Source organism: Streptomyces ziwulingensis, from assembly GCF_039542605.1.
GTDB classification, from domain to species: Bacteria; Actinomycetota; Actinomycetes; order Streptomycetales; family Streptomycetaceae; genus Streptomyces; species Streptomyces ziwulingensis.
Map to the genome: position 1 here is coordinate 142,385 of NZ_BAABIG010000054.1, position 22,849 is coordinate 165,233.

The 22,849-nt window shown below is 72.5% G+C and carries 22 protein-coding genes, 1 pseudogene and 1 riboswitch; of the genes and pseudogenes, 3 read left to right on the top strand and 20 right to left on the bottom strand.

The features are described from left to right. A riboswitch (cyclic di-AMP (ydaO/yuaA leader) is annotated at positions 1–176 on the bottom strand. A 424-nt stretch (positions 177–600) separates the two neighbouring features. Continuing rightward, positions 601–1,398: a tyrosine-protein phosphatase gene (locus tag ABEB00_RS25185; RefSeq protein ID WP_345622463.1), complete on the top strand. Its 798-nt coding sequence runs from the start codon at positions 601–603 to the stop codon at positions 1,396–1,398. Between the two features lie 31 nt (positions 1,399–1,429). Here the strand turns inward: ABEB00_RS25185 and ABEB00_RS25190 are convergent, their stop codons facing one another. From ABEB00_RS25190 to ABEB00_RS25275, 19 genes and pseudogenes are all read right to left on the bottom strand, one after another. After that, positions 1,430–1,549: a DUF6126 family protein gene (locus tag ABEB00_RS25190; RefSeq protein WP_345622465.1), complete on the bottom strand. Its 120-nt coding sequence runs from the start codon at positions 1,547–1,549 to the stop codon at positions 1,430–1,432. Beyond that, positions 1,546–2,157, bottom strand: coding sequence for a helix-turn-helix domain-containing protein (locus tag ABEB00_RS25195; protein WP_345622467.1), 612 nt, complete (start codon positions 2,155–2,157; stop codon positions 1,546–1,548). The genes ABEB00_RS25190 and ABEB00_RS25195 overlap by 4 nt, the downstream gene beginning before the upstream one ends. 84 nt (positions 2,158–2,241) lie before the next feature. Beyond that, positions 2,242–3,627, bottom strand: a complete 1,386-nt coding sequence (locus ABEB00_RS25200; RefSeq protein WP_345622468.1) for an aspartate aminotransferase family protein — start codon at positions 3,625–3,627, stop codon at positions 2,242–2,244. Then, positions 3,628–3,915, bottom strand: a pseudogene (locus ABEB00_RS25205) (1-deoxy-D-xylulose-5-phosphate synthase); the annotation flags it as partial. 118 nt (positions 3,916–4,033) lie between these two features. Next, positions 4,034–5,056 (bottom strand): adenosyl-hopene transferase HpnH, encoded by a 1,023-nt coding sequence (gene hpnH, locus ABEB00_RS25210; protein WP_345622500.1) that lies wholly within the window; start codon positions 5,054–5,056, stop codon positions 4,034–4,036. Positions 5,057–5,061: 5 nt separating this feature from the next. Then, on the bottom strand, positions 5,062–5,703 hold the full coding sequence (locus ABEB00_RS25215; RefSeq protein WP_345622469.1) for a phosphorylase family protein: 642 nt from the start codon (positions 5,701–5,703) through the stop codon (positions 5,062–5,064). Beyond that, positions 5,703–7,730, bottom strand: a complete 2,028-nt coding sequence (gene shc / locus ABEB00_RS25220) for a squalene--hopene cyclase (protein ID WP_345622470.1) — start codon at positions 7,728–7,730, stop codon at positions 5,703–5,705. Before shc ends, ABEB00_RS25215 begins: the two co-directional genes overlap by 1 nt. A 110-nt stretch (positions 7,731–7,840) precedes the next feature. Next, positions 7,841–8,905, bottom strand: coding sequence for a polyprenyl synthetase family protein (locus ABEB00_RS25225; RefSeq protein ID WP_345622501.1), 1,065 nt, complete (start codon positions 8,903–8,905; stop codon positions 7,841–7,843). Positions 8,906–8,970: 65 nt separating this feature from the next. Beyond that, positions 8,971–10,377, bottom strand: a complete 1,407-nt coding sequence (gene hpnE / locus ABEB00_RS25230) for a hydroxysqualene dehydroxylase HpnE (RefSeq protein ID WP_345622471.1) — start codon at positions 10,375–10,377, stop codon at positions 8,971–8,973. Continuing rightward, positions 10,374–10,514 carry a DUF6380 family protein gene (locus tag ABEB00_RS36120; protein ID WP_425586565.1) on the bottom strand — a complete coding sequence of 47 codons (141 nt, stop codon included), beginning with the start codon at positions 10,512–10,514 and terminating at the stop codon, positions 10,374–10,376. Before ABEB00_RS36120 ends, hpnE begins: the two co-directional genes overlap by 4 nt. Continuing rightward, positions 10,514–11,464: a presqualene diphosphate synthase HpnD gene (gene hpnD, locus ABEB00_RS25235; RefSeq protein WP_345622472.1), complete on the bottom strand. Its 951-nt coding sequence runs from the start codon at positions 11,462–11,464 to the stop codon at positions 10,514–10,516. Before hpnD ends, ABEB00_RS36120 begins: the two co-directional genes overlap by 1 nt. Then, positions 11,461–12,363, bottom strand: coding sequence for a squalene synthase HpnC (gene hpnC / locus ABEB00_RS25240; protein WP_345622473.1), 903 nt, complete (start codon positions 12,361–12,363; stop codon positions 11,461–11,463). The genes hpnD and hpnC overlap by 4 nt, the downstream gene beginning before the upstream one ends. Positions 12,364–12,768: 405 nt before the next feature. Then, positions 12,769–13,557, bottom strand: a complete 789-nt coding sequence (locus tag ABEB00_RS25245; protein ID WP_345622474.1) for an ABC transporter ATP-binding protein — start codon at positions 13,555–13,557, stop codon at positions 12,769–12,771. Then, positions 13,550–14,485, bottom strand: coding sequence for an ABC transporter permease (locus ABEB00_RS25250; RefSeq protein ID WP_345622476.1), 936 nt, complete (start codon positions 14,483–14,485; stop codon positions 13,550–13,552). The genes ABEB00_RS25245 and ABEB00_RS25250 overlap by 8 nt, the downstream gene beginning before the upstream one ends. 99 nt (positions 14,486–14,584) lie before the next feature. Beyond that, a complete protein-coding gene (locus tag ABEB00_RS25255) occupies positions 14,585–15,466 on the bottom strand; it encodes a glycosyltransferase family 2 protein (RefSeq protein WP_345622502.1) in 882 nt (293 codons plus the stop codon). A gap of 8 nt (positions 15,467–15,474) precedes the next feature. Continuing rightward, entirely contained in the window at positions 15,475–16,254 is a 780-nt protein-coding gene (locus tag ABEB00_RS25260; RefSeq protein WP_345622477.1) for a CDP-alcohol phosphatidyltransferase family protein, read from the bottom strand. Beyond that, positions 16,232–17,293 (bottom strand): iron-containing alcohol dehydrogenase family protein, encoded by a 1,062-nt coding sequence (locus ABEB00_RS25265; protein ID WP_345622479.1) that lies wholly within the window; start codon positions 17,291–17,293, stop codon positions 16,232–16,234. Before ABEB00_RS25265 ends, ABEB00_RS25260 begins: the two co-directional genes overlap by 23 nt. Further along, on the bottom strand, positions 17,281–18,033 hold the full coding sequence (locus tag ABEB00_RS25270) for a phosphocholine cytidylyltransferase family protein (protein ID WP_345622480.1): 753 nt from the start codon (positions 18,031–18,033) through the stop codon (positions 17,281–17,283). The genes ABEB00_RS25265 and ABEB00_RS25270 overlap by 13 nt, the downstream gene beginning before the upstream one ends. Continuing rightward, positions 18,030–19,844 (bottom strand): DUF5941 domain-containing protein, encoded by a 1,815-nt coding sequence (locus ABEB00_RS25275; RefSeq protein WP_345622481.1) that lies wholly within the window; start codon positions 19,842–19,844, stop codon positions 18,030–18,032. The genes ABEB00_RS25270 and ABEB00_RS25275 overlap by 4 nt, the downstream gene beginning before the upstream one ends. A gap of 417 nt (positions 19,845–20,261) precedes the next feature. On the opposite strand from ABEB00_RS25275, the gene ABEB00_RS25280 reads away from it, so the two are divergent. Then, positions 20,262–21,200, top strand: a complete 939-nt coding sequence (locus ABEB00_RS25280; protein ID WP_345622482.1) for a cation diffusion facilitator family transporter — start codon at positions 20,262–20,264, stop codon at positions 21,198–21,200. A 252-nt stretch (positions 21,201–21,452) separates the two neighbouring features. Next, on the top strand, positions 21,453–22,046 hold the full coding sequence (gene idi / locus ABEB00_RS25285; RefSeq protein ID WP_345622483.1) for an isopentenyl-diphosphate Delta-isomerase: 594 nt from the start codon (positions 21,453–21,455) through the stop codon (positions 22,044–22,046). A 30-nt stretch (positions 22,047–22,076) separates the two neighbouring features. Here the strand turns inward: idi and ABEB00_RS25290 are convergent, their stop codons facing one another. Further along, positions 22,077–22,586 carry an ATP-binding protein gene (locus ABEB00_RS25290; protein ID WP_345622503.1) on the bottom strand — a complete coding sequence of 170 codons (510 nt, stop codon included), beginning with the start codon at positions 22,584–22,586 and terminating at the stop codon, positions 22,077–22,079. Between the last annotated feature and the right edge of the window lie 263 nt (positions 22,587–22,849).

Below are 22,849 nucleotides of genomic sequence, written 5' to 3' on the forward strand. Positions count from 1 at the left end.
TGAATTCCTCTCCGGCGCCTACGAGGTGAGCTGTCGGGTGCGGGCTGGAGATGCCCGGCCGCCGCCATGGACGTATGGACGCGGCTTTACCCCTAGCCGTCCCGGGAACCGGAACAGGCAGTTGTACCTGTGGGTCCCCCGCTCCTGCCGATACGGGTGGTGGGTGGGTGCGGAGTCCGGTCGGCGGCAGGATTAGGCGTCCGTCCGGATCGGTGGTGAACGTAAGGGACCGGGACGGGCGGGGACAAGCGCGGGATTCCCGGGGACCGGGTTTCGCTTGATCCTTTCCGGGAACGCCTCGTCACGCTCCGTGGAAATCAGGAACGCGGCGCACGGCAAACTCCCACGAAAAGCACCTGCATTACGTGAGCATGCCCAGCAACGCACCGTCACGGTTATGACGCTGCTCACGCGCTGCCACGCCAGCATCGTTTATTACAGGTGGAGTTGGGGTTTTGTGTTGTATTAGGGATAAAGGGAGCCAGTGGGACATCGGGGGCTTAAGCCTCAGGAGAACTCATTGCCCCAGGCAAGGGATGCCGTATCGTCGGGTGTGCCCGCCGTCGAGCAGCGCCGGCGGACGCAGTGGGAGGAGTCCTCGTGACGCAGCAGGTCCCGTCGACCGAGCCCGAGCTGGCCGGCGTGCGCAACTTCCGTGACGTGGGCGGACTCCCGACCGCCGACGGCCGGCGGGTGCGGTTCGGTGTGCTGTTCCGCAGCGGTCACCTCGCCCATGCCACCGCCGAGGACGCGGCGTTCCTCGCGACGCTGGGCATCCACACGATCTTCGACTTCCGCAACGCCGCCGACCAGCGGCTCGAAGGCCCTGACGTCACCCTGCCGGGCACCCGCAACGTGAACCTGCCGCTCTCCGACCCCGCCGACGGCGCCGAGTTCTGGAGGATGGTCCGCGACGGCGACCTCGACCAGTTGCGCGGGATACTCGCCGACGGCAAGGGCGCGGACCGCATGATCGCCTCGTACCGGTCGATCATCACCGACCGTACGGCGGAGCACTCCCGGGTGGTGCACGCGCTCGCCGAGGACAGCGTCCCCGCCCTCATGCACTGCTCGGCGGGCAAGGACCGCGCGGGCCTGTCGGTGGCCGTGACCCTGCTCGCCGTCGGCGTCGAGCGCGAGGCCCTCCTCGACGACTACCTGAAGTCCAACGCCACGCACCGCCGCTACCAGGTGCGCCGCAGCGGCACCGCCAGGTCGGCCTACTCCCCCGAGGTCATGGAGCTGCTGAGCCCCCTGTTCGACGCGCGCGCCGAGTATCTGGCAGCGGCCCTCGACACCGCCGAGGAGACCTGGGGCTCCCTCGACGCCTACCTGGAGCGGGGACTGCGGCTGACGCCCGCGACCCGGGAGCGGCTGCGCGAGCGCCTGCTCGACTGAGCCGGGCGACGGCTCCCGGAAGCCGGGGGAGCTACTTGGCGCCGACCTCGAAGAGCAGATAGATGAAGGCCGCGAAGACGTGCCCCACCGCGATGTAGATGATCAGGCGCACCCACAGGGCGCGGGGGAACTTCTCCTCCATGTCGGTCATGGCATCTCTCCGGTGGTGGGGCCCAGGCACAGGGTGGCCGTGGGACTCTGCAGCAGGGTGTGGACGAACAGGACCTCGACGCCGTCGTGGTCCTGGGCGGCGAGGCGGTGCGGGGTGAGCGAGTCGAAGTGCGCGCTGTCGCCGGGGCCGAGCAGATGCGCGGTGTCGCCGAGGCGCAGCCGCAGCCGCCCGCTCAGTACGTACAGCCACTCCTCGCCGGGGTGCACGCGCACGATGTCGCCCTGGGAGCCGTACGGCACCTGGACGCGCAGCGCCTGCATGGCGCGGCCGGCGGCGCCGGCCTGCCGGTAGGTCCAGCCGCCCGCCGCGGTCGGTTCCATGTCGGCGGCCACCACCACGGCGTCCCGGTCGGCGGCCGTCTCGCCGAGCAGCTCCGAGACGGTCGTACCGTAGACGCGGGCCAGCGCGAGCAGCATCGGCAGGGACGGCTGGCGCTGTCCGGTCTCCAGCCGGGAGAGGTGGGCCGGTGACAGTCCCGCGGCGCGGGCGGCCACCTCCAGGGTGAGGGAGGCGCGGCGGCGCAGCGCGCGGAGCTGGGGAGCCACGGCGGGCAGGTCCGCCGCGGGCTCGGCTTCCGAGGAACTCATGCTCCCCATTCAGCCGCAGTCTTGCCTCTGCGGCAAATTTATTGCCTTAGAGGCAAATCTCATAGTGGTCACGCGCGGCCCGTGCTAGCGGTTGGCCAGCGCCTGCTTCACCAGTGTCCTGCCGAAGTCCCACATCAGGCCGCCGCCGTTGTGCGCGTCGTCCATCACCTCGGTGAAGGCGTCCACGAACCGGTCCACCTCCCGCTCGCCGATGATCAGCGGCGGGATCAGTTTGATCACCTCCAGGTGGTCGCCGGAGACCTGGGTGAGGATGCGGTGCCGTTGCAGCAGCGGCACGACCACCATCTGGGCGAAGAGCCCCTTGCGGGCGGCCTGGAGCATGGCCCACCGGCCGCGCAGCTTGAGCGACCTCGGCCGGCCGAACTCGATGCCGATCATCAGCCCCCGGCCCCGGACATCGGCGAGCAGTTCGTACTTGTCGATCAGCGCCGCCAGCCGGGACCGCAGCCGTTCGCCCGTCGCCGCGGCGCCCGCCACCAGCCCCTCGTTCTCCAGCACGGAGAGCACCGCGAGGCCGGCCGCCATGGCCTGGGCGTTGGCGCCGAAGCTCGCCGAGTGGACCAGCACGCGGTCCATCGACGAGTACACCTTCCGGAAGATCCACTCCTTGCCGAGGGTGGCGCCGACCGGGACGTATCCGCCGGAGAGCGCCTTGGCCACGCAGACCAGGTCCGGTTCGACGCCCGCCTCGTGCTGGTAGGCGTAGAAGGTGCCGGTGCGGCCGAGGCCCGTCTGCACCTCGTCGGCGATCAGCAGCGCCTTGTGCCGGCGCAGCAGTTCCCGCGCGGCGCGCAGATAGCCGGGCGGGGACTCGTGGACGCCCTTGCCCTGGATCGGCTCCACGATCAGGGCGGCCACGTCGCCCTTGCGCAGCTCCCGTTCCAGGGCGTCGAGGTCCCCGAGCGGCACGGCGGTGTCGGGGAGCAGCGGGGCGAACCCGTCGCGGAAGCCGGACTCGCCGTTGACCGACAGGGCGCCGGTGGTCAGGCCGTGGAAGGAGTGCTCGCAGTGCAGGATGCGGGGCCGGCCGGTGGCGAAGCGGGCGAACTTCAGCGCGGTCTCGACCGCCTCCGTCCCGCTGTTGCCGAAGAAGACCCGGTCCAGGTGCGGGCTGTGGGTCAGGAGCTTCTCGGCCAGCAGTCCGGGCAGCGGCTGGCAGTCGAAGCGGGTGAGGTCGGCGAGGGAGGCGTCGAGGACGTCGTGCAGCGCCTTGCGGACGACCGGGTGGTGGCGGCCGACGCCCATCACCCCGAACCCGGCGAGCATGTCCAGGTAGTCGTTGCCGTCCGCGTCCCAGAAGTAGGCGCCCTCGGCGCGCTCGTAGACCTTGTCGAAGCCGATGGTGCGCAGCATGCGCGGGAGCTGGTGGTTGAGGTGCCTGGTGTGCAGCTCGTACCGCTCGTCCCCGCGCTCGGCCAGTAGCGCGCCGAGGTCGAACTCCTTGGTCATTCAGTTCTCTCCTTGCCCTGACGTGGCGGCCCGGCCGTGCGGCCGCTGCTTCCTGACGGCGAGGCTCGCGGCGATCCGGCCGGCGACGCCGACCGGGGTGAGGCCGAGGCCGGCGAGCACCTCGGCCCGCTCGGCGTACGCGAGGAACTGCTCCGGGATGCCGGACCGCCGTACCGGTACGTCGGTCCCGGCGTCGCCGGCCGCGAGTGCCATCCCCGAACCTACGCCCGCCGCACGGCTGTTGTCCTCCACGACGGCGACGGGGCGGTGGGCGGCGGCTGGTGCGGGAGCAGGGCCGGGTCGTCCCCCGAGGCGCCGTCCGCTCCGTCTGTCAGGCGATCCTCATCGCCTCTCGGACCGGCCGGACCGAGTCTCGGAGGACACCGGGGGGGCGCCGGTCATGCCGTCACTCCCGGTTTCCGGAGACCGTCTCGCGCAGGGCGCGCAGGGACTCCTTCAGCGACCCCATCGTGGCGAGCACGGCGGTCGGCTCGTAGCCGCAGTGCGCCATGCAGTTGTCGCAGCGCGGGTCCTTGCCGCGGCCGTACTTGTCCCAGTCGGTCTCCTCGACCAGCTCCCGGTAGGTGGGCACGTACCCGTCGCTCATCAGGTAGCAGGGCCGCTGCCAGCCGAAGAGCGAGTAGTTCGGGATCGCCCACGCCGTGCACTGGAAGTCGACCTTGCCCTCCAGGAAGTCCAGGAAGAGCGGCGAGTGGTTGAGCCGCCAGCGCAGCCGGTTGCCGCCCGCGAACGCCTTCTTGAACAGCTCGCGGGTCTGGGTGACGCCCAGGAAGTGGTCCTGGTCGGGTGCCTTCTCGTAGGCGTAGGCGGGCGAGATCATCATCTCGTCCACCTTCAGCTCGTCGTTGAGGAAGTCGAGCACCTCGATGATGGTCTGCGGGGTGTCGGTGTTGAAGAAGGTCGAGTTGGTGGTGACCCGGAAGCCGCGCCGCTTGGCCTCCTTGATGGCCGCCACGGCCTCGTCGAAGACGCCCTCCTTCGCCACCGACTCGTCGTGCCGCTCACGCAGCCCGTCGATGTGGACCGCGAAGGCGAAGTAGGGGGAGGGCGTGAACTTGTCCATCTTCTTGCGCATCAGCATGGCGTTGGTGCAGAGGAAGACGTACTTCTTCTTCGCCACCAACTGCCGCACGATCTCGTCGATCTGAGGGTGCATCAGCGGTTCGCCGCCGGCGATGGAGACCATCGGGGCACCGGACTCCAGCACCGCCCCGACGGCCTGGGCTACCGGCATGCGCTGTTTGAGCACGCCGGCCGGGTGCTGGATCTTGCCGCAGCCCTCGCACTTCAGATTGCAGGCGAAGAGCGGTTCCAGCTCGACGATGAGCGGGAATTTGTCCCGCCGCCGGAGCTTCTGTTCGGCCAGGTATGTAGCGACCTTGATGGACTGGCGCAGCGGCATGGCCATCTGGCTCACCTCCGAGGGAGTAACAGAGAACGGTGCCATTCATAGAAAGCGGGAAGTACGGAACGAAGGACGCGGAAAGCCGATATTCCACCGCGCACCGTGCCGATCCGGACGAGTTCGTGTTCTGGAGCGTCCACGACCACCCGGACAGCCGCAACCGGGCGGGCGCGGTCCCGGACGGCGCTCAGCAGCGTGGCCGCGGACTCCATGTCGACCGCGATCGCGCCGGTGGCCCGCAGCGCGGCCCGTTCGGTGCCGCGCACCACGTGGTCGGAGCCGGTCAGCGGACCGGTGTGGACGGTGCGTCCGGGCACCGCCCGGACCAGCGCCTCTACCAGCAGTTCGGTGCTGTCGCAGGGGACCGTGGCGCGCGGGTCCCGGGTCTCCTCGGCGACCACGAGGTCGCCGGGGTGCATGCCGGGGGCCAGTCCCGCGCAGAAGCCCGTGGCCAGCACGGCGGCGTCCGCGAGGGCCGGGTCGGCCAGCATCCGGGTGACCGCGCGTTCGGCCGCCCGGGGCCCCATGCCGGTGCGCACGACGGTGACCGGCCCGTCGGCGCCGGAGCGGTCGCCGCAGCGCAGGGCGAGGTGCTCGATGCCGAGCGCGCAGGCGATCAGCAGCGGCGCCGCGGCGGGGGGCGGGGTCATCAGTTCGCCCGCGCCCCGGTGAGCCGCGCGCCGTCGGCCGGATGGCGGACGAAGGCCGGTTCGCCGTGCAGGTACCGGCCGAGCGCGGTGAGCGGGAAGACCTGCCGGTAGAGGTGGTAGTTGATGGAGAAGTCCCAGGGGAAGCCGGTGCCGGTGAAGTACGGCTCGTCCCAGGAGCCGTCGGCGCGCTGGGTGGCGGCCAGCCAGGCGATGCCGCCCTCGACGGCCCTCGACTCCCGCTCCCCCGCCGCCAGCAGGGCCATCAGTGCCCAGGCGGTCTGTGAGGCGGTCGAATGGCCCCGGCCCGCCCACTCCTCGACGTGCCGGTAGGAGCGCAGGTCCTCGCCCCAGCCGCCGTCGTCGTTCTGGACGGACTCCAGCCAGGTGACCGCGCGGCGGATCGCCGGGTGCGAGCCGGGCAGACCGGCCGCGACCAGCGCGGGGACGACCGACCCGGTGCCGTAGACGTAGTTGACGCCCCAGCGGCCGAACCAGCCCCCGTCCGCCTCCTGTTCGGCCAGCAGCCAGTCGATGCCGCGCCGGGTGCGCGGGTCGTGGGTGAGGCCCTCGACGGCGAGCATCTCCACGACGTGCGCGGTGACGTCGGCCGACGGCGGGTCGATGACCTCGCCGAAGTCGCAGAACGGCAGCCGGTTGGGGAAGGGGCTGGTGTTGTCGACGTCGAAGGCGCCCCAGGCGCCGTTCCTGGACTGCATGCCGAGGTTCCAGCGCACCCCGCGGCCGATGGCCTTCTCCACCCGCTCCGGGTCGTGGTGCCGGACCCGGCGCAGCGCGAGGACCACCTCGGCGGTGTCGTCGATGTCGGGGTAGTTGTCGTTGTGGAACTCGAACGCCCAGCCGCCGGGCGGGAGTCCGGGCCGCTTCACCGACCAGTCGCCGGGCCGCACGACCTGCTCGCCCAGCATCCAGTCGGCGGCCTTCACGAGCTGGGGGTGGTCGGCGGGCACCCCGGCGTCGGCCAGCGCGATGACCGCCAGGCAGGTGTCCCACACCGGGGACTGGCACGCCTCGATCATGCGGGCGCCGTCCTCACGCCACACCGCGAAGCGGTCCAGCGACTCCAGGCCCGCCCGCATCACGGGGTGCTGGAGGTCGTAGCCGAGCAGGTAGAGGGCGATGACCGAGTACACGGCCGGCGGCTGGATGCCGCCCCAGCAGCCGTCGTTCTCCTGTCGCTCGATGATCCAGCGGGCCGCGGCGTTCATCGCGGCGCGGCGCACTCTTCGCGGCGCGATCTTGCGGAAGGCGTGCAGGGCCTTGTCGAGGCGCTGGAAGGCGCCGTCCCAGCTCGCCACCGGGGCGAACGGGCGGGCCGGGTGGGGCGTGGCCGGGTCGGTGTGCAGTTCGTCGAGGCCGAACGGCGCGGGCCGCACCGGCCGCTTCGCCGAGACGATGGTCAGCGGCACGATGGTCTGCCGGGCCCAGCAGCCGAAGTCGTAGATGTTCAGCGGCATCCAGGAGGGGAACCAGATCAGCTCCGGCGGCAGTTCGGGCAGGTCCTCCCACCTCCACCAGCCGAACAGGGCGAGCCAGATGCGGGTGAAGACCCGGGCGGCCGCGATGCCGCCGCGGTCGCGGACCCAGGCGGCCGCCCGGGCCATGTGCGGGGCGTCGGGGGCGTCGCCGGCCAGCCGCAGGGCCACGTACGCCTCGATGGTGGCGGAGAGGTCGCCGGGCCCGCCGTGGAAGGAGGCCCAGGTGCCGTCCGCGCGCTGCTCGCCGCGGACGAAGAGGGCGGCGGCCCGCGCGGTCTCCGCGTCGAGGATGCCGAGGAACTGGCGGAGCATGAGGTCCTCGGCGTCCATGGTGACGTTGGTCTCCAGGTCGCCCTTCCACCAGCCCTCGGCGTCCTGCCGGGAGAGCAGGAAGTCGGTGGCGCGCCGGGTGGCGCGGGCGGCGGCCTCCTGCACCCCGGCCGCCACGGGAACGGTGCTTGCGGTGTCGCTGGCCGCGGCTGCGCGGGGCGGCATGGTGGCCCCGGTGCTTCCGTCGGTCGTCGCTGTCATGGCTTCCCCTTCGTGCAGTGTGCGTGTGCGTCTGCTGTGGGTCCGCCGTCGGCCGGTGCGCGTGGTGACACCGGCCGGCGACTACGCGAGGGCTATTCGACCGATACTGATCATCTCTTCCGTACGACGACGAAGTCGGCGAGCGCCGCGAACCGGTCCCGGACCTCGCCGGGCAGGTCGATGGCGTCGAGGGCTTCGATGGCGATGGTGTGCTGGCGGCGTGCCTCCTCGGTGGTCCACTCCCGCCCGCCCGCCTGCTCGATGAGGGCGGCGCGGGCCGCGAACTCCTCCTCGGAGAAGGTGGCGAAGTCGCTGCTCCCGGCGTCGGCGGCGAGGATCTCGCCGAGCCGCTCGGAGGCGGCGCCGCCGGCCGCGAGCGCGGCGACGACCGGGAGGGACTTCTTGCGCTGGCGCAGGTCGCTCCAGGTCTGCTTGCCGGTGGAGTCCGGGTCGCCCCAGATGCCGAGGAGGTCGTCGACGGCCTGGAAGGCCAGGCCGAGGTGGTAGCCGTACTTCTCCAGCGTGTCCGCGGTGCGCTCGTCGGCGCCGCCGAGGACCGCGCCGATGGAGCTGGCGCAGGCGAGCAGGGCGCCGGTCTTGTTGCCCTCCATCTCCAGGCACTCCTCGACGCTGACCCGGTCGCGGTGCTCGTAGGAGATGTCCTGGGCCTGACCGTCGATCAGCGCCCGGCTCGCGCTGGTCAGGCGGCGGGTGGCCCGGCCCGCCTCGACCGTCCCCAGCTCCAGGAGCACCTCGTTGGCCAGGGCGAAGAGGGCGTCGCCGACCAGGATGGCCTGGGCGGGGCCGTGCACCTTCCAGACGGTGTCGCGGTGGCGGCGCTGTTCGTCGCCGTCCATCAGGTCGTCGTGGAGCAGCGAGAAGTTGTGCACCAGTTCGACGGCGACGGCGCCGGGGACGCCGGTCCGCGGGGCGGCGCCGGTGACCTCGGCGGAGAGCACCGCGAGGGCGGGCCGTACGGCCTTGCCGCCGTCGCCCGCGGCCGGGTTGCCCTGGGCGTCGATCCACCCGAAGTGGTAGGCGGCGACGGTGTCCATGGGAGGCGCCAGACGGCCGACGGCCGCCCGCAGCACCGGCGTGGCCAGGGTCCGGCCGCGCTCAAGGAGCGCGGTCACGTCCACCGTGGTCCGTCGATCGGCCGTCGGGGCCGGGGGCACAGTGGGCACAGTCTCTCCTCCAGTTGCGGTACCGGGGGTGCGGTCGGTCCCGCGCTGCTCGGTCCTCACGCCGCCTCCTCGAAGAAGGCGGGCAGGACGTCACGGGACCGGCCCAGGGCGCCGAGCGCGGCGCCGGCCGCGCCGACCCCGCTACGGACCGCACTCTCCATGGTCGCGGGCCACCCTGTGGCGGTCCACGCTCCGGCCAGGTACAGGCCGGATGCCTTGGTGCGGGCGCCGGGCCTGAGCCGTCCGACGCCGGGGGCGGGGGCGAACGTCGCGGTGCGCTCCCTGGTCACGAAGAAGTCCTTCACCCCGGCGCCCCGGGTGAGCGGCAGCAGCCGCTCCAGCTCGGGCAGGTACCGCTCGCGCAGTACGGCCACCGGCTCGTCGATCTCGTCCCGCGCGGCCGACTGGGAGAGCGCCAGGTACTGTCCCGCGCGCAGACCGGAGGCCTCGGTGCGGTCGAACACCCACTGCACGGGGGTGCCGAGCGCCGCGAGGAAGGGCGTGTCGAGGACCTTGCGGTCGTAGACCACATGGACGTTGAGGATCGGCGCGTCGTCGATCTCCAGCAGCCGCTCGGGGGCGTCGAGCGCGCCCGCGGGCAGCAGGCCGTACGTCTCGCGCTGCGGTACGGCGAGAACGACGGCGTCCGCGTCGAGCCGCTCGCCGGGAACCTGAACGCTCCAGGTCCCGTCGTCGGTGCGGGAGACGGCGGTGACGCGGGTGCGGACCTCGGTGCGGACGCCCGCGGCGTCGAGTGCCTCGCGGGCCAGCCGGTCGTGCAGTTCGCCCAGCGGGACGCGGGCCCACCCGATGTCGGCGGCGCCCGCCTCGGAGAGCAGACCGGTCTTGAACACCATCGCGGCGAGCCCCAGGGAGGAGTCGCCCGCGACCGCGTTGAGGGTGGCGACCCCGACCAGGTCCCACAGCGCCTCGACGGCGCGCGGCGACTGGCCGTGCGCGGCCAGCCAGGTGCCGAAGTCCTGGGCGTCCAGGGCCGGGTCGGCGAGGTCGAGTCCCTTGAGGGCGAGCGCGGCCCGGACCGCCCCGGCCCGGTCGGCGAGCGGGAGGTGCGGATAGGTGGCGAGGCTGCGCCCCAGGTGCAGGGGGACGGGCAGCGGGTCGCGCCGCAGCCTGCCCAGGCGTCGGCCGGCCGGCTTGGCCACGTCGACGACGGGCACGTCGAGACGTTCCTGCAGCGGCGCGAGCGCCGCCGCCCGGATGCGGTCCAGGAACCAGCGGTAGGCGGTGCAGCAGCGCAGGTAGACGTGCTGGCCGTTGTCGACGGTCAGGTCGCCGCGGCGGAAGGAGAAGGCGAGCCCGCCCAGGCGGGGGCGGCCTTCGAGCAGGGTGACGCGCATCCCGGCGTCGGCGAGGGTGAGCGCGGCGGTGATGCCGGCGAGCCCGCCGCCGACCACGACGGCGTGCCGCCGGGCGGCCGAGGGCAGGTCGGGGCCCTGGGTCATCGCGCGTCCTTCCCTCGACGGCCGGTGTGCCGGGCGAGCGGAGTCCGGCCGACCGTCGCAGTCTGGGACGCGGTCCGCCGCCGCGGGGTTGCCCGCTGTTCTTCCCGGGTGCCGTCACCGGGGAGCGCGTCGCCCATCAGGCGCGCCTCCTGACGGCCCGGCGGGTCATGTGCCGGGCGTCCAGGCCGGACAGGCCGCGCACGGCGACGTACGCCTTCTCGCGTCCGGGCAGCGAGACCCGGCCGCGCAGCACGGCCTCGGGGTCGCGTTCGATGCGGTCCAGGAGGCGGCGGTAGATGCCGGCCATGGCGGCGACGCAGGCCCCGCTGCGCCGGTCGAGCAGCGGGAGCAGCCGGTAGCCCTCGGCGAAAAGGGCGCGGGCCCGTCGCACCTCGAAGTGGACGAGACCCGCGAAGTCGGAGTCCGCCGGCGGTCTCGGCCCGTCGAACCCGGCCGAGCAGCCGAATTTCGCCAGGTCGTCGGCGGGCAGGTAGGTCCGCCCGTCCTCGGCGTCCTCGCGGACGTCCCGGAGGATGTTGGTGAGCTGCAGCGCGAGGCCCAGGGTGTCGGCGTACTCGGCGGCGCGTTCGGCGCCGCGTGCTCCCGGTTCGGTGCCGAAGACGCCGAGCGAGAGGCGTCCGATGGCACCGGCCACGCAGCGGCAGTAGACCTTGAGGTCGTCCCAGGTCTCGTAGGTCTCGCCGCGCAGGTCCATCTGGACGCCGTCGATCAGCTCGTCGAGTCCGCCGAGCGGGATCGGGAACGTTTCGGCGGCGTGCGCGAGGGCCACCGCGACCGGGTCGGTGTCGTCCTCCTCGACCGCGTCCCGGTGGATGCGGCCGAGCAGCGTCCGGGTCTCTTCGAGCCGGGCCACCTTGACGTCGGCGGCGAGCGGGCCGTCGCCGATGTCGTCGACGCGGCGCGAGAACGCGTACAGCGCCGACATCGCCCGCCGCTTGGCCGTGGGCAGCAGCCGGATGCCGTACGCGAAGTTGCGCGCCTGCTGTCCGGTGACGGCCTCGCAGTAGCTGTAGGCGGCGAGTACCGGCGCGGACACGGGTGCTTGCGACTCCACCGTCCGGTTCACCCCTCTCCTCGCAGGGTCAGGCCCGCCTCGCGCAGCAACCGGAGCTTGCCGGGCTTGGGCGGGCCGGGAAGTACGTCGAAGTCGGCGGCGGCGATCGCCCGTACGGCCGCCCTCCCTCCTGCCACGAACCCGGCGAGCAGCAGCTTCAGCCTGCCGTGGACGCTACCCACCAGGGGGGCGCCTTCATTCAGCAGATCGCGGGCGCGCCGCGCTTCGTAGGCGATCAGCGCGCGCACCGACGCGCCGGCGGTCTTCGCCGCGAGATCCGCTTCCCGGACGTGGAAGCGGGCCAGGTCCTCGGCGGGCAGGTAGACGCGGCCCTGGGCCAGGTCCTCGGCGACGTCCTGGAGGTGCTCGACGATCTGCAGGGCCGTGCAGATCGCGTCGGAGCGGCGGACCCGCTCGGGCGTCGAGGTGCCGGTGACGGCGAGGACCAGGCGGCCGACCGGGTTGGCGGACAGTTCGCAGTAGGCGAGGAGGTCGTCGTAGGTCTCGTACCGGGTGACGAGCTGGTCCTGGCGGTTGGCGGCGATCAGGGCGAGGAACGGCCCGGGGGTGAGCGCGCGGCGCCGCACGGTCGGCTGCAGGCGCCGCAGCAGCGGGTGGTGCGGGGTGGAGTCGAAGACCCGGCGCAGGTCGGTCTCGAAGGCGTCGAGCAGGGCGAGGCGGTCCTCGGCCCGCTCCGGCGCGACGCCGAGGAGGCGGGCGTCCGCTCCGCCGGGGGCCAGGTCGCCGTCGCCGATGTCGTCCACCAGACGGGCGAAGCCGTAGACGGCCATGAGGTCGGTGCGCCAGTCGCGGGGCAGGAAGAAGGGGGCGACGGGGAAGTTCTCGTCCGCGGCCTTGGCCAGTGTGCCGTGCTCGGGGTGGACGGCGTCGGCCGTGCCGGTGACCGTCACCGCCGACCGCCCGGGGCGGCGACGGCGCAGCCCTCGCGGCGGTCGGGAGTCCTTGTAGCCATTGCCGTCACATCTCCCGTTCTACACTGCCGACCCAATACCCACTATTTCGGACACGCCGCCCGGCTGCCCGCCCGGCGGCGCCGACTGAGGGTGTCGGGCATTATCGCCCCATCTGCCGCGTGTGCCGCGTTTCGGGACCGGTACAGCTTACGTTGTACAGCTCATCGAACCGCGCGCGGGGCGTACACACATCACAACAACACACCGATTGGCTTCAAGATTCCTACGCCCGGCCGGAGTTGACGTTTCCTTTGCGTACGCGAGACCCCGCCGGAACGGTTCCGGCGGGGTCCGGCGCACGGTGGCCGGCGCGCGCGGGTCCGTACGGGGCGCCCGCCCGGGTCACTTTCCGGCGAACTTCTCGTACTCCTTGATGACCTCGTCGGTGGGGCCGTCCATGCGCAGTTCGCCGCGTTCCAGCCAGAGCACACGGTCACAGGTGTCGCGGATGGACTTGTTGTTGTGGCTGACCAGGAAGACCGTGCCGGCCTCCTTGCGCAGTTCGCGGATGCGGGCCTCGGAGCGCTTCTGGAACTTGCGGTCGCCGGTGGCCAGCGCCTCGTCGATCATGAGGACGTCGTGGTCCTTGGCGGCGGCGATGGAGAACCGCAGCCGGGCGGCCATGCCGGAGGAGTACGTACGCATCGGCAGGGTGATGAAGTCGCCCTTCTCGTTGATGCCGGAGAAGTCGACGATCTCCTGGTAGCGCTCCTTGACCTGCTCGCGGGTCATGCCCATGGCGAGTCCGCCGAGGATGACGTTCCGCTCGCCGGTGAGGTCGTTCATCAGGGCCGCGTTGACGCCCAGCAGCGAGGGCTGGCCGTCGGTGTAGACGTGCCCCCGCTCGGCGGGGAGCAGCCCGGCGATGGCCCGCAGCAGGGTGGACTTGCCGGAGCCGTTGGAGCCGATCAGGCCGATGGCCTCGCCCCGGTGGGCGACGAAGGAGACGCCCCGCACGGCGTGCACCTTGCGCACCCCGCGCGCCGCGTCCTCGGAGCCGCGCCTGATCATCCGGCTCAGGGCCGCCGCGGCGCTGCCCTTGCCGGTCTTCGCCCCGTTGACCCGGTAGACGATGTGCAGGTCGTCGGCGATGACGGTGGGGATGTGCCCGCCCTCGTGCGGCTCAGCCACGGCCGTACCTCTCCTCGGCCTTCCAGAAGTACACGAAGCCGACCGCCCCGGCCAGCACCGCCCAGCCCAGCGCGAAGGCCCAGACGTGCGGCGGCAGGTAGGCGGAGCCGTACCCGTCGATCAGCGCGAAGCGGATCAGGTCCATGTAGATCGAGGCGGGGTTCCACTGCAGGACGTCGGAGAGCCAGCCGGGCACGTCCTTGTCGGCGAGCATCACGGGGATGCTGAACATCACGCCGGACGCGTACATCCAGGTGCGCATCACGAACGGCATGAGCTGTGCCAGGTCGGGCGTCTTGCTGCCGAGCCGGGCGAAGATCAGCGCGAGGCCGGTGTTGAAGACGAACTGCAGCACCAGCGCCGGCGGCACCAGCAGCCAGGACAGGCCCGGGTAACTGCCGAACGCCACCATGATCACGACCAGCACGATCATCGAGTAGAGGAGCTGCTGGAGCTGCTGGAGGGCGAAGGAGACCGGCAGCGAGGCGCGCGGGAAGTGCAGCGCGCGCACCAGGCCGAGGTTGCCGGAGATGGCCCGCACCCCGGCCAGCACCGAACTCTGCGTGAAGGTGAACACGAAGACGCCGGTGACCAGGAAGGGCACGTAGATGTCGTGCGGGATGCCGCGGCGGGCCCCGAGCAGCAGACCGAAGATGAAGAAGTAGACGGCCGCGTTCAGCAGTGGCGTGGCCACCTGCCAGAGCTGGCCCAGTTTGGCCTGGCTGTACTGGGCGGTCAGCTTCGCCCGGGAGAAGGCGATGATGAAGTGGCGCCGGTCCCAGAGCTGCCGGACGTACTCGGCGAGGGAGGGCCGGGCCCCGCTCACCGTCAGCCCGTACTTGGCGGCGAGCCGCGCCGCCGTGAGGCCCTCGTCGGGTGACACGGGCCTGGCCGTCGCGACCGTGCCGTCGTGTGTGGTCTCACTCACTTGTGGAAACTTTCGTCTTCGGGATGCGCAGCCTGTACCGGCCTGGCACGAGCAGGCGGTCCGGGTCTGGCCGCCCGGACGCTCTGGGGTACGAGCTTGTCAGATCACCGGGGGCCGGCCCAGCCGGGTCAGCCGCCACACCGTACGCCACTTCATGGGCCGGCGGGGTCCGCACGGGGTGGCCCAGCCTTCCCGGAAGCCGCCGAACCACGCCTTCAGCGCGGGGCGGGAGGGCCGGCGGGCGAGCGTGAGCAGCAGCCAGATGCCGAGGTAGACCGGGACGAGGGGGGCGGGCAGGTTGCGGCGGGCCAGCCAGACCCGGTTGCGGGCGACCATGCGGTGGTAGACCGCGTGCCGCGAGGGCGCGGTCGTCGGGTGGTACAGCACCATGTCGGACCGGTAGTCGATCATCCAGCCCGCGTCGAGAGCCCGCCACGCCAGATCGGTTTCCTCGTGGGCGTAGAAGAATTCGTCCGGCAGGCCGCCGACCTCCCCGAGCACCCGGGTGCGTACGGCGTTGGCGCCGCCGAGGAAGGTGGTGACCCGGGAGGAGCGCATCGGGTCGGCGGCGCGCAGCCGCGGCACGTGGCGGCGCTGGGTGACGCCGGTCTCCGGGTCGGCGATGCGGAAGCTGATGATGCCGAGCCCCGGGTCGGCGGCGAAGGCCGCCCGGCACAGCTCGGCGGTGTCGGCCCGCGCGAGCAGGCCGTCGTCGTCGAGGAAGAGCAGGATGTCGACGTCCCGGCCGCCGGGTCCGAACGCCTCGATGCCGACGTTGCGGCCGCCGGGGATGCCGAGGTTCTCGGGCAGTTCCACGGTCCGTACGACCGACGCGAACTCGGTGATCTCGGGGACGGGCGAGCCGTTGCCGACGACCACGATCTGGACCGGCTCGCCGTCCTGCTTGCCGATCGAGCCGATCAGGGCCCGCAGTTCCTCGGGGCGGTTGCCCATGGTGATGATGACGGCCCCGACCTTCACCGGGCGGCTCACTTCAGCCTGCTGGAGGCCAGGACGGACACCAGGTGCAGGAGGGTCTGGAGGAGGGCGATGCCGGCCAGCACGGCGGTGCCCAGGCGGGTGAGGAACAGGTCGTCCCGGACCGCGTCCACGATCGCGAGGACCAGGATCAGCAGGGTCGCCTCCATACCGAGGATCAGCCGGTGGAACTTGAGCATCGCGGCGGCCCGGCGGGCCAGCGCCAGGCCGGAGGAGCGCATCTCGGCGGCGGACTCCTTGACCGGTTCCTTCCCGGCCTGGTGGCGGGCGACCTGGACCAGGTCGGTCTCGGCCTTGATCAGGATCGCGCCGAGCGCGGCCAGGGTGCCGAGGAAGGCCCACAGCCAGTCGATCCGGCCGGGGCCCCACAGGTCGGCGGCGCGCAGGCCGAGGCCGACCAGGACGGCCGCGTCGGTGAGGTAGGCGCCGACCCGGTCGAGGTAGACGCCGCCGAGGGAGTACTGCTTCTTCCAGCGGGCGACCTCGCCGTCGACGCAGTCCAGCAGCAGGTAGAGCTGGACCGCGACGACGCCGAGCACGGCGCCCCAGATCCCCGGCACCAGCAGGGCCGGGGCGGCGAGCACGCCGCAGACGGTCATCAGGTACGTGAGCTGGTTCGGCGTGACCCTGGTGCCGACCAGGTAGCGGTCGACCCGCAGGGACACCTCGCGCATGTAGAGGCGCCCCATCCAGTGCTCACCGCTGCGCCGGTCCTTCACCCCGGCGGGGTGGACGACCGGACGGAGTTCAGCTACCGATGGCCTTGACATAGTCGGTGTAGACGTCCTTGATCTGGTGGGTTTTCAGGTCGAGATGCTCGAGGATCGTGTAGCGGCCGGGCCGGGTCTCGGGAGCGAACTCCACGACGCGGACGAACTCCTCGGGGGTGAAGCCGATCTCCTCCGGCAGCACCGGCAGTCCGTGCCGGCGCAGGACCCCGGCCATGTGGACGGACTCCTCGTGGGCGCCGCGCAGGTACATCGCGAAGGCCGCGCCCAGGCCGCACTGCTCGCCGTGGGCGGCGGCGCGCCTGGGGAAGAGCAGGTCGAAGGCGTGGTTGATCTCGTGGCACGCCCCGGAGGACGGCCGCGAGTCGCCGGAGACGGACATGGCGATGCCGCTGAGCACCAGTGCCTCGCTCAGCACCTGGAGGAAGTCGTTGTCGCCGATGCCGCCGGGGTGGCGCAGCACGGCCTCGCCGGCCTGGCGGGCCATGGCGGCGGCCAGTCCGTCGATCCGCTCGCCCTTGACCCGGTTGGCCAGCTCCCAGTCCCGGATGGCCGAGATGTTGGAGACGGCGTCGCCGATACCGGCCCGTACGTAGCGCACGGGGGCCTCGCGGATGACGTCGAGGTCGATGACGACGGCGATCGGGTTGGGCACCCCGTAGGAGCCGCGGCCGGCGTCGTTGTCGAGGGTGGCGACCGGCGAGCACAGGCCGTCGTGCGCGAGGTTGGTCGGCACGGCGACCAGGGGCAGCCCGACGCGGGCCGCGGCGAACTTGGCGCAGTCGATGATCTTCCCGCCGCCGAGTCCGACCACGGCGTCGAAGTGGCCGGCCTTTATGTCGCCCGCCAGGCGGACCGCGTCGTCCAGGGTGCCGCCGCCGACCTCGTACCAGGTGGCGCCGGGCAGCGAGGGGGCGATGCGCTCGCGCAGCTTGGCGCCGGAGCCGCCGCTGACGGCGACGGCGAGCCGGCCGGAGTGCGAGATGCGCTCGTCGGCGAGGACGCAGCCGAGGTCGTCGAGGGCACCCGGACGGATGTCGACGACGAGCGGCGAGGGGATCAGCCGGGTCAGTACTGGCATGCGATCTCCCGTCCACGGGCGAGATCGTCGTGGTTGTCGATCTCGACCCAACTGACGTCGCCGATCGGCGCCGCGTCGATCCGGAAGCCGCCGTTGATCAGTTCCTGGTAGCCGTGCTCGTAGAACTGCTGCGGGTCGCTCTCCCAGACCGTCCTCAGCGCCTGCGCCAGTTCCTCGGCGGCGCCGCCCTCGATGAGGGTGACGCCGATGTACTCGCCGGTGGCCTCGGCCGGGTCCATCAGCTTGGTGATCCGCCGGACGCCCAGGCCGGGGTCGACGACGACCTTCATCTCCTCGTCCGCGAGGGACTTCACCGTGTCGACGGCCAGGATGATCCGCCGGACGCCGTCGCGGGCGGCGAGCAGCGTCTTCTCGACCGAGACCGGGTGGACGGTGTCGCCGTTGGCGAGGATCACGCCGTCCTTGAGGGCGTCCCGCCCGCACCACAGGGAGTAGGCGTTGTTCCACTCCTCGGCCTTGTCGTTGTCGATGAGGGTGAGCTTGAGGCCGTACTTCTCCTCCAGCGCGGCCTTGCGCGCGTGGACGGCCTCCTTGCGGTAGCCGACGATGACCGCGGCCTCGGTCAGCCCGATCTCGGCGAAGTTGCCGAGGGTCAGGTCGAGCACCGTGGGCTCGCCCTCTATGCCCGCGGGTCCCACCGGCACCAGCGCCTTGGGCAGGCTGTCGGTGTGGGGACGCAGACGCCGTCCGGCGCCGGCCGCGAGCACGAGGCCGATCATGCGGTTTCTCCTTCATCGTGTACGGCGGGTGAGCCGGCCCGGTGGGCGGACACCCAGTAGCGGATGCTCTCGAAGAGCACCAGCAGGGCCGCGGCCACGGCGAGGGCCGTGAGCGCGACGGTGAACTGTGCGCCGGTGAGCAGCGCGGCCAGCACGGCGACCACCAGCGTGCGGCCCTCGTGCCCCCCGACCGCGCGGACCAGCCAGGCGGGCGGCGCTCCGGCGGCGCCGCGGATGCGGTAGACCGTGTCGTAGTGATGGTAGGCGACCGCCGCCACCAGACCGAAAGCCGCGGGAAGGGCTCCGTTCACCTCCGCCCGGGCCGCCAGGATCAGCACGGTGAGGTACTCGGCGGCGCGGAAGAACGGGGGGACCAGCCAGTCGAGGGCGCCCTTGAGGGGGTGCGCGACGGCCTCGCCGGCCAGCAGGACGTAGGCGGCGGCCAGCAGGACGACCCACCAGCCCGGGCCCCACACCAGGGCCGCGGCGACCACCAGGGCGGCGCCGGCGGCGGCGCTGACGAACGCCGGTGCGCGCCGCCCGGAGCCGGCCGCGGCGACCCGGGCCACCGCTTCGGCGAGCGGGCCGCTGTCGGCGAGGTCCGCCAGCGCCCGCGCCGCCCGGTCGGTCCGGCGGGCCCGGCGGGACAGGGACCGCAGCACCCGGCCGGCCGTGGTGTAGGCCGCGGCGAGGGCGCAGCCGATGAGCAGGACGCAGAAGGTGATCCGGGGGGTGGTGACGGCCGTGAGGACGGCGATCATCGCCCAGCGCTCACCGATCGGCAGCACGATCATGCGGCGGACCCAGACGGTCCAGCCGACGCTGTCGAGCCGGTCGGAGAGGGCGGCGGCGGGGCTGGTGTTGCCGGTGGCGTCGGTGCCTGCGACGTGCGCCTCGTTGAAGGCGAAGTCCACGACGTGCCGGCAGGTCTGGAGGACCATCGCGCCGAGGGCCAGGGCCCAGACGTCGTCGCCGCCGCGGGCGGCGCCGAGGGCGAGTCCGGCGTAGTAGGCGTACTCCTTGGCGCGGTCGAAGGTGGCGTCGAGCCAGGCGCCGAGGGTGGAGTACTGCAGGGAGTAGCGGGCGAGCTGGCCGTCGGTGCAGTCCAGCACGAAGGAGACGAGGAGCAGGACGCCGGCGGCGACGAAGCCGGCCCGGGTGCCGGTGGCCGCGCAGCCGGCCGCTATCAGGGCGGTGAGCAGCGAGGCGGTGGTGACCTGGTTGGGGGTCAGGCCGCGGCGGGCGCACCAGCGGGCGAGGTAGCGGGAGTAGGGGCTGACGCAGAAGGTGGTGAAGAAGCCGTCGCGGGCCTTCACGGCCGACTTGAGGCGTACGGCCTCGTCGTCGACGGCGGCCACCGACTGCCGGGCCTCGTGGCGGGCCTGCGAGTCGGCGGGGACCTCGGCGACCAGGCTGCCCAGCTCGGGGCGGTGCACGGCGGCGCCGTCGTCGTCGAGGGCGGTGACGAGCCGGTCGGGGAGGCTGTCGACCAGGGTGGTGGCGGTGCCGGTGGGGTTCCGGCGGGCCATCGCGCGGGTCAGCGCCCGGCGGCCCTCCGGCTGGGCGGTCACGGCGCCCGGGACCGCGGCGAGCGGGAAGCGGGGGTCGGTGAGGCCGAGGCGCAGGGCGTGCGGGTGGCCGACGAAGCGGGCGTCGACCACGGCGACCCGTTCCCGGCCCGGCACCTGGGCGAGCTGCGTCTCGGCGTCGGCCGCGTCCGCCGCGAGGCGCACGTCGAAGCCCAGCTTCCGCAGTTCGTCCTCGATCGACGAACCGGGGACCGGCTGACCGGTCAGAATGGCGGTCGACAACCGAACTCACTCCCTGGGTACCGGCGCCGTGCGCCGGGCCTGTGCGTCATGGGGGCGCCCGTGTCCGAGGCCCCCGGGCGGCATGTCGGCAGAGGTTATCGGATGACCGGAACACTGTGTTCACCGGCCGTTTCACGGCCGGTCGACACGGCGTGCACTCGCCTTTGCCGCGATCATCATCGGGGATGCGGGGCCCGGCGAACAAACCGCGTGCGCAAGACGGGCATCGCAGACACCGCGTGCGCGATGCTGTCAGGACGGTGGCCGCGCCGTCGGCGCACGCCCCTCCACCACCCTGACCTGCACCCTGTTTGCGCAGGTCAGGGGAGATGACAACGGTGTTCAGTGCCGCGTTGCCGGGTACCCCCCGCCCGTAGTTCACTGTGCTCCGCAACCGACCACGGGAAGGCGGCTCTCATGGGGGCTGGGCACGATCACGGGCACGCGCACGGCCCGCCGGCCGGGGCCACGGCGACCTCCGCGTACCGGGGCAGGCTGCGGGTGGCGCTGGGGATCACGCTCAGCGTCATGGTCGTGGAGATCGTCGGCGGTGTGCTGGCGGACTCGCTGGCGCTGGTCGCCGACGCGGCGCACATGGCGACGGACGCCGTGGGGCTGGGCATGGCCCTGCTGGCGGTCCACTTCGCCGGCCGGCCGGCCAGCGACCGGCGCACCTTCGGCTACGCCCGGGCCGAGATCCTCGCCGCCCTGGCCAACTGTCTGCTGCTGCTGGGCGTGGGCGGGTACGTCCTCTACGAGGCGGTCGAGCGGTTCCTCACGCCGGCCGGGACCGAGGGGGGCCTGACGGTCGTCTTCGGCCTGATCGGTCTGGTGGCGAACTCGGTGTCGCTGTCGCTGCTGATGCGGGGGCGGCGGGAGAGCCTGAACGTGCGCGGCGCGTTCCTGGAGGTGGCCGCGGACGCGCTGGGTTCGCTCGCGGTGATCCTGGCGGCCGTGGTGATCGTGACCACCGGCTGGCAGGCCGCCGACCCGATCGCCTCGCTGGTCATCGGCCTGATGATCGTGCCGCGGACGGTCCGGCTGCTGCGCGAGACGCTGGACGTCCTGCTGGAGGCGGCGCCCAAGGGCGTCGACATCGCCGAGGTACGCGCCCACATACTGGCGCTGGACGGCGTGGAGGACGTCCACGACCTGCACGCCTGGACCATCACCTCCGGGCTGCCGGTGCTCTCCGCGCACGTGGTGGTCGGCTCCGAGACGCTGAGCGCGATCGGGCACGAGAAGATACTGCACGAGTTGCAGGGGTGCCTGGGCGACCACTTCGACGTGGAGCACTGCACGTTCCAGTTGGAGCCGGGCGGGCACGCGCAGCACGAGGCGCGGCTCTGCCACTGAGGGGGCGCGCGCGTGGGGCGCGGGTGTGCGACGACGCGCCGGTGAACGCGGCCGTCCGCCCCTGTGCACGCGTCCTGACCCCGGACGGCCGGTCCCGGACGGTTCCCGGTCCGCGTCACCGGGCACGATCCCGCTTCGGGCCCCCGCTCGGCGGCCGGTCCCGCCCGGGACATGCGGGCGGGCCCGGGAAGTGCCGGGAGTGCCGGATCCGTGCGGCACACTGGGGCGCGAGGACCGATGCGAAGGATAGGTATGCCGATCACTCCTGCCACCGCGACGCACACGCCGTCGAACGGCGCCGCAGACGCCATCTTGCTGGAACTGGTCGACGAGCGCGGCGCGACGATCGGCACGGCGGAGAAGCTGGCCGCGCACCAGCCTCCCGGGATGCTGCACCGTGCCTTCTCCGTCTTCCTCTTCGACGAGCGCGGCCGGCTGCTGCTCCAGCAACGGGCGCTGGGCAAGTACCACTCCCCCGGTGTGTGGTCCAACACCTGCTGCGGCCACCCCTATCCCGGTGAGTCGCCCTTCGCGGCGGCGGCCCGGCGGACCCACGAGGAGCTGGGCGTCTCGCCGTCGCTGCTCGCGGCGGCGGGCACGGTGCGCTACAACCACCCGGACCCGGCCTCGGGCCTGGTGGAGCAGGAGTACAACCACCTCTTCGTGGGTTTGGTGCAGGCGGCGCCGCGGCCCGACGCCGAGGAGGTCGCCGAGACGGCCTTCGTCTCCTCCGGCGAACTGGCCGAGCGGCACGCGCGGGACACCTTCTCGGCGTGGTTCATGACGGTCCTCGACGCCGCGCGTCCCGCCGTGCGCGAACTGACGGGCCCCTCGGCGGGCTGGTGAGCCCGCGGCGCTGAAGGGGCCCCGGCGCCCTCAGGGCAGGGCGTGGCTGAGCGGCAGGGCGGCCCAGATGACCTTGCCGCCGTTGGCGGTGCGCGCGACGTCGCAGGCGCCGCCGGCCTCCCGGGTGATCTCCCGTACCAGCAGCAGCCCCCGGCCGCCGGTCTGCCCGTGGTCGGTCACCAGGGCGGTCGGCCGGTAGGGGTGGTTGTCCTCGACGGAGACCCGGAGCCAGTCGGCGCCGACGGCGACCTCGACGGCGAACGTCGGGGACAGCACCGCCGCGTGCCGGACGGCGTTCGTGACCAGCTCCGAGACGATCAGGAGCATGCCGTCGGCGACGTCCCGCGAGACGGGTACGCCCTGGCGGAGCAGGAGGTCCCGCACGGCGCGCCGCGCCTGCGGGACGGATGCCTCGACGCAGGGGGCGGTGAACCGCCAGACGCCTTCGTACGGCAGCGGGTCCGGGTCCGCGGGCTCCTCGTCGGGAAGGGGCTGGTGCCCCTGGGGGCGTGGGCCCGGCCCGCACCCTTGGTCGTCCATCGTCCGGTCGCCGCCCTTGCGCTCGATAGTCACCACACCGATGAGTGTTGGTAACGCGTCGCTCCGCCTCACGGTTCTGCACACAAGTCAGCGCATATCGAGCATCTCCTGACCGTCTGCGTATGCCGTGGTCGGGTGCGGGACTGTTCCTGGCCCGCTTGTGCCGTCTCGGCGGACTCTTCGGGTTGTACGGCTGCGGCGGTCCCGCGGCCGTCACTCGCGGAGCTCGTCGAAGGTCCCGCGCCACCCGGCGCCGACCGGCC

Coding starts and splice junctions, on each gene's coding strand:
- hpnH (WP_345622500.1), bottom strand. CDS start 5,056: ATGGCCATGCCGCTGCGCCAGTCCATCAAGGTCGCTACATACCTGGCC.
- ABEB00_RS36120 (WP_425586565.1), bottom strand. CDS start 10,514: ATGGGCGACGCGCTCCCCGGTGACGGCACCCGGGAAGAACAGCGGGCA.
- hpnE (WP_345622471.1), bottom strand. CDS start 10,377: ATGACCCAGGGCCCCGACCTGCCCTCGGCCGCCCGGCGGCACGCCGTC.
- ABEB00_RS25190 (WP_345622465.1), bottom strand. CDS start 1,549: ATGACCGACATGGAGGAGAAGTTCCCCCGCGCCCTGTGGGTGCGCCTG.
- ABEB00_RS25280 (WP_345622482.1), top strand. CDS start 20,262: ATGGGGGCTGGGCACGATCACGGGCACGCGCACGGCCCGCCGGCCGGG.
- idi (WP_345622483.1), top strand. CDS start 21,453: ATGCCGATCACTCCTGCCACCGCGACGCACACGCCGTCGAACGGCGCC.
- ABEB00_RS25215 (WP_345622469.1), bottom strand. CDS start 5,703: ATGACCCCGCCCCCCGCCGCGGCGCCGCTGCTGATCGCCTGCGCGCTC.
- ABEB00_RS25200 (WP_345622468.1), bottom strand. CDS start 3,627: ATGACCAAGGAGTTCGACCTCGGCGCGCTACTGGCCGAGCGCGGGGAC.
- ABEB00_RS25290 (WP_345622503.1), bottom strand. CDS start 22,586: ATGGACGACCAAGGGTGCGGGCCGGGCCCACGCCCCCAGGGGCACCAG.
- ABEB00_RS25265 (WP_345622479.1), bottom strand. CDS start 17,293: ATGCCAGTACTGACCCGGCTGATCCCCTCGCCGCTCGTCGTCGACATC.
- ABEB00_RS25270 (WP_345622480.1), bottom strand. CDS start 18,033: ATGATCGGCCTCGTGCTCGCGGCCGGCGCCGGACGGCGTCTGCGTCCC.
- shc (WP_345622470.1), bottom strand. CDS start 7,730: ATGACAGCGACGACCGACGGAAGCACCGGGGCCACCATGCCGCCCCGC.
- ABEB00_RS25260 (WP_345622477.1), bottom strand. CDS start 16,254: ATGTCAAGGCCATCGGTAGCTGAACTCCGTCCGGTCGTCCACCCCGCC.
- ABEB00_RS25195 (WP_345622467.1), bottom strand. CDS start 2,157: ATGAGTTCCTCGGAAGCCGAGCCCGCGGCGGACCTGCCCGCCGTGGCT.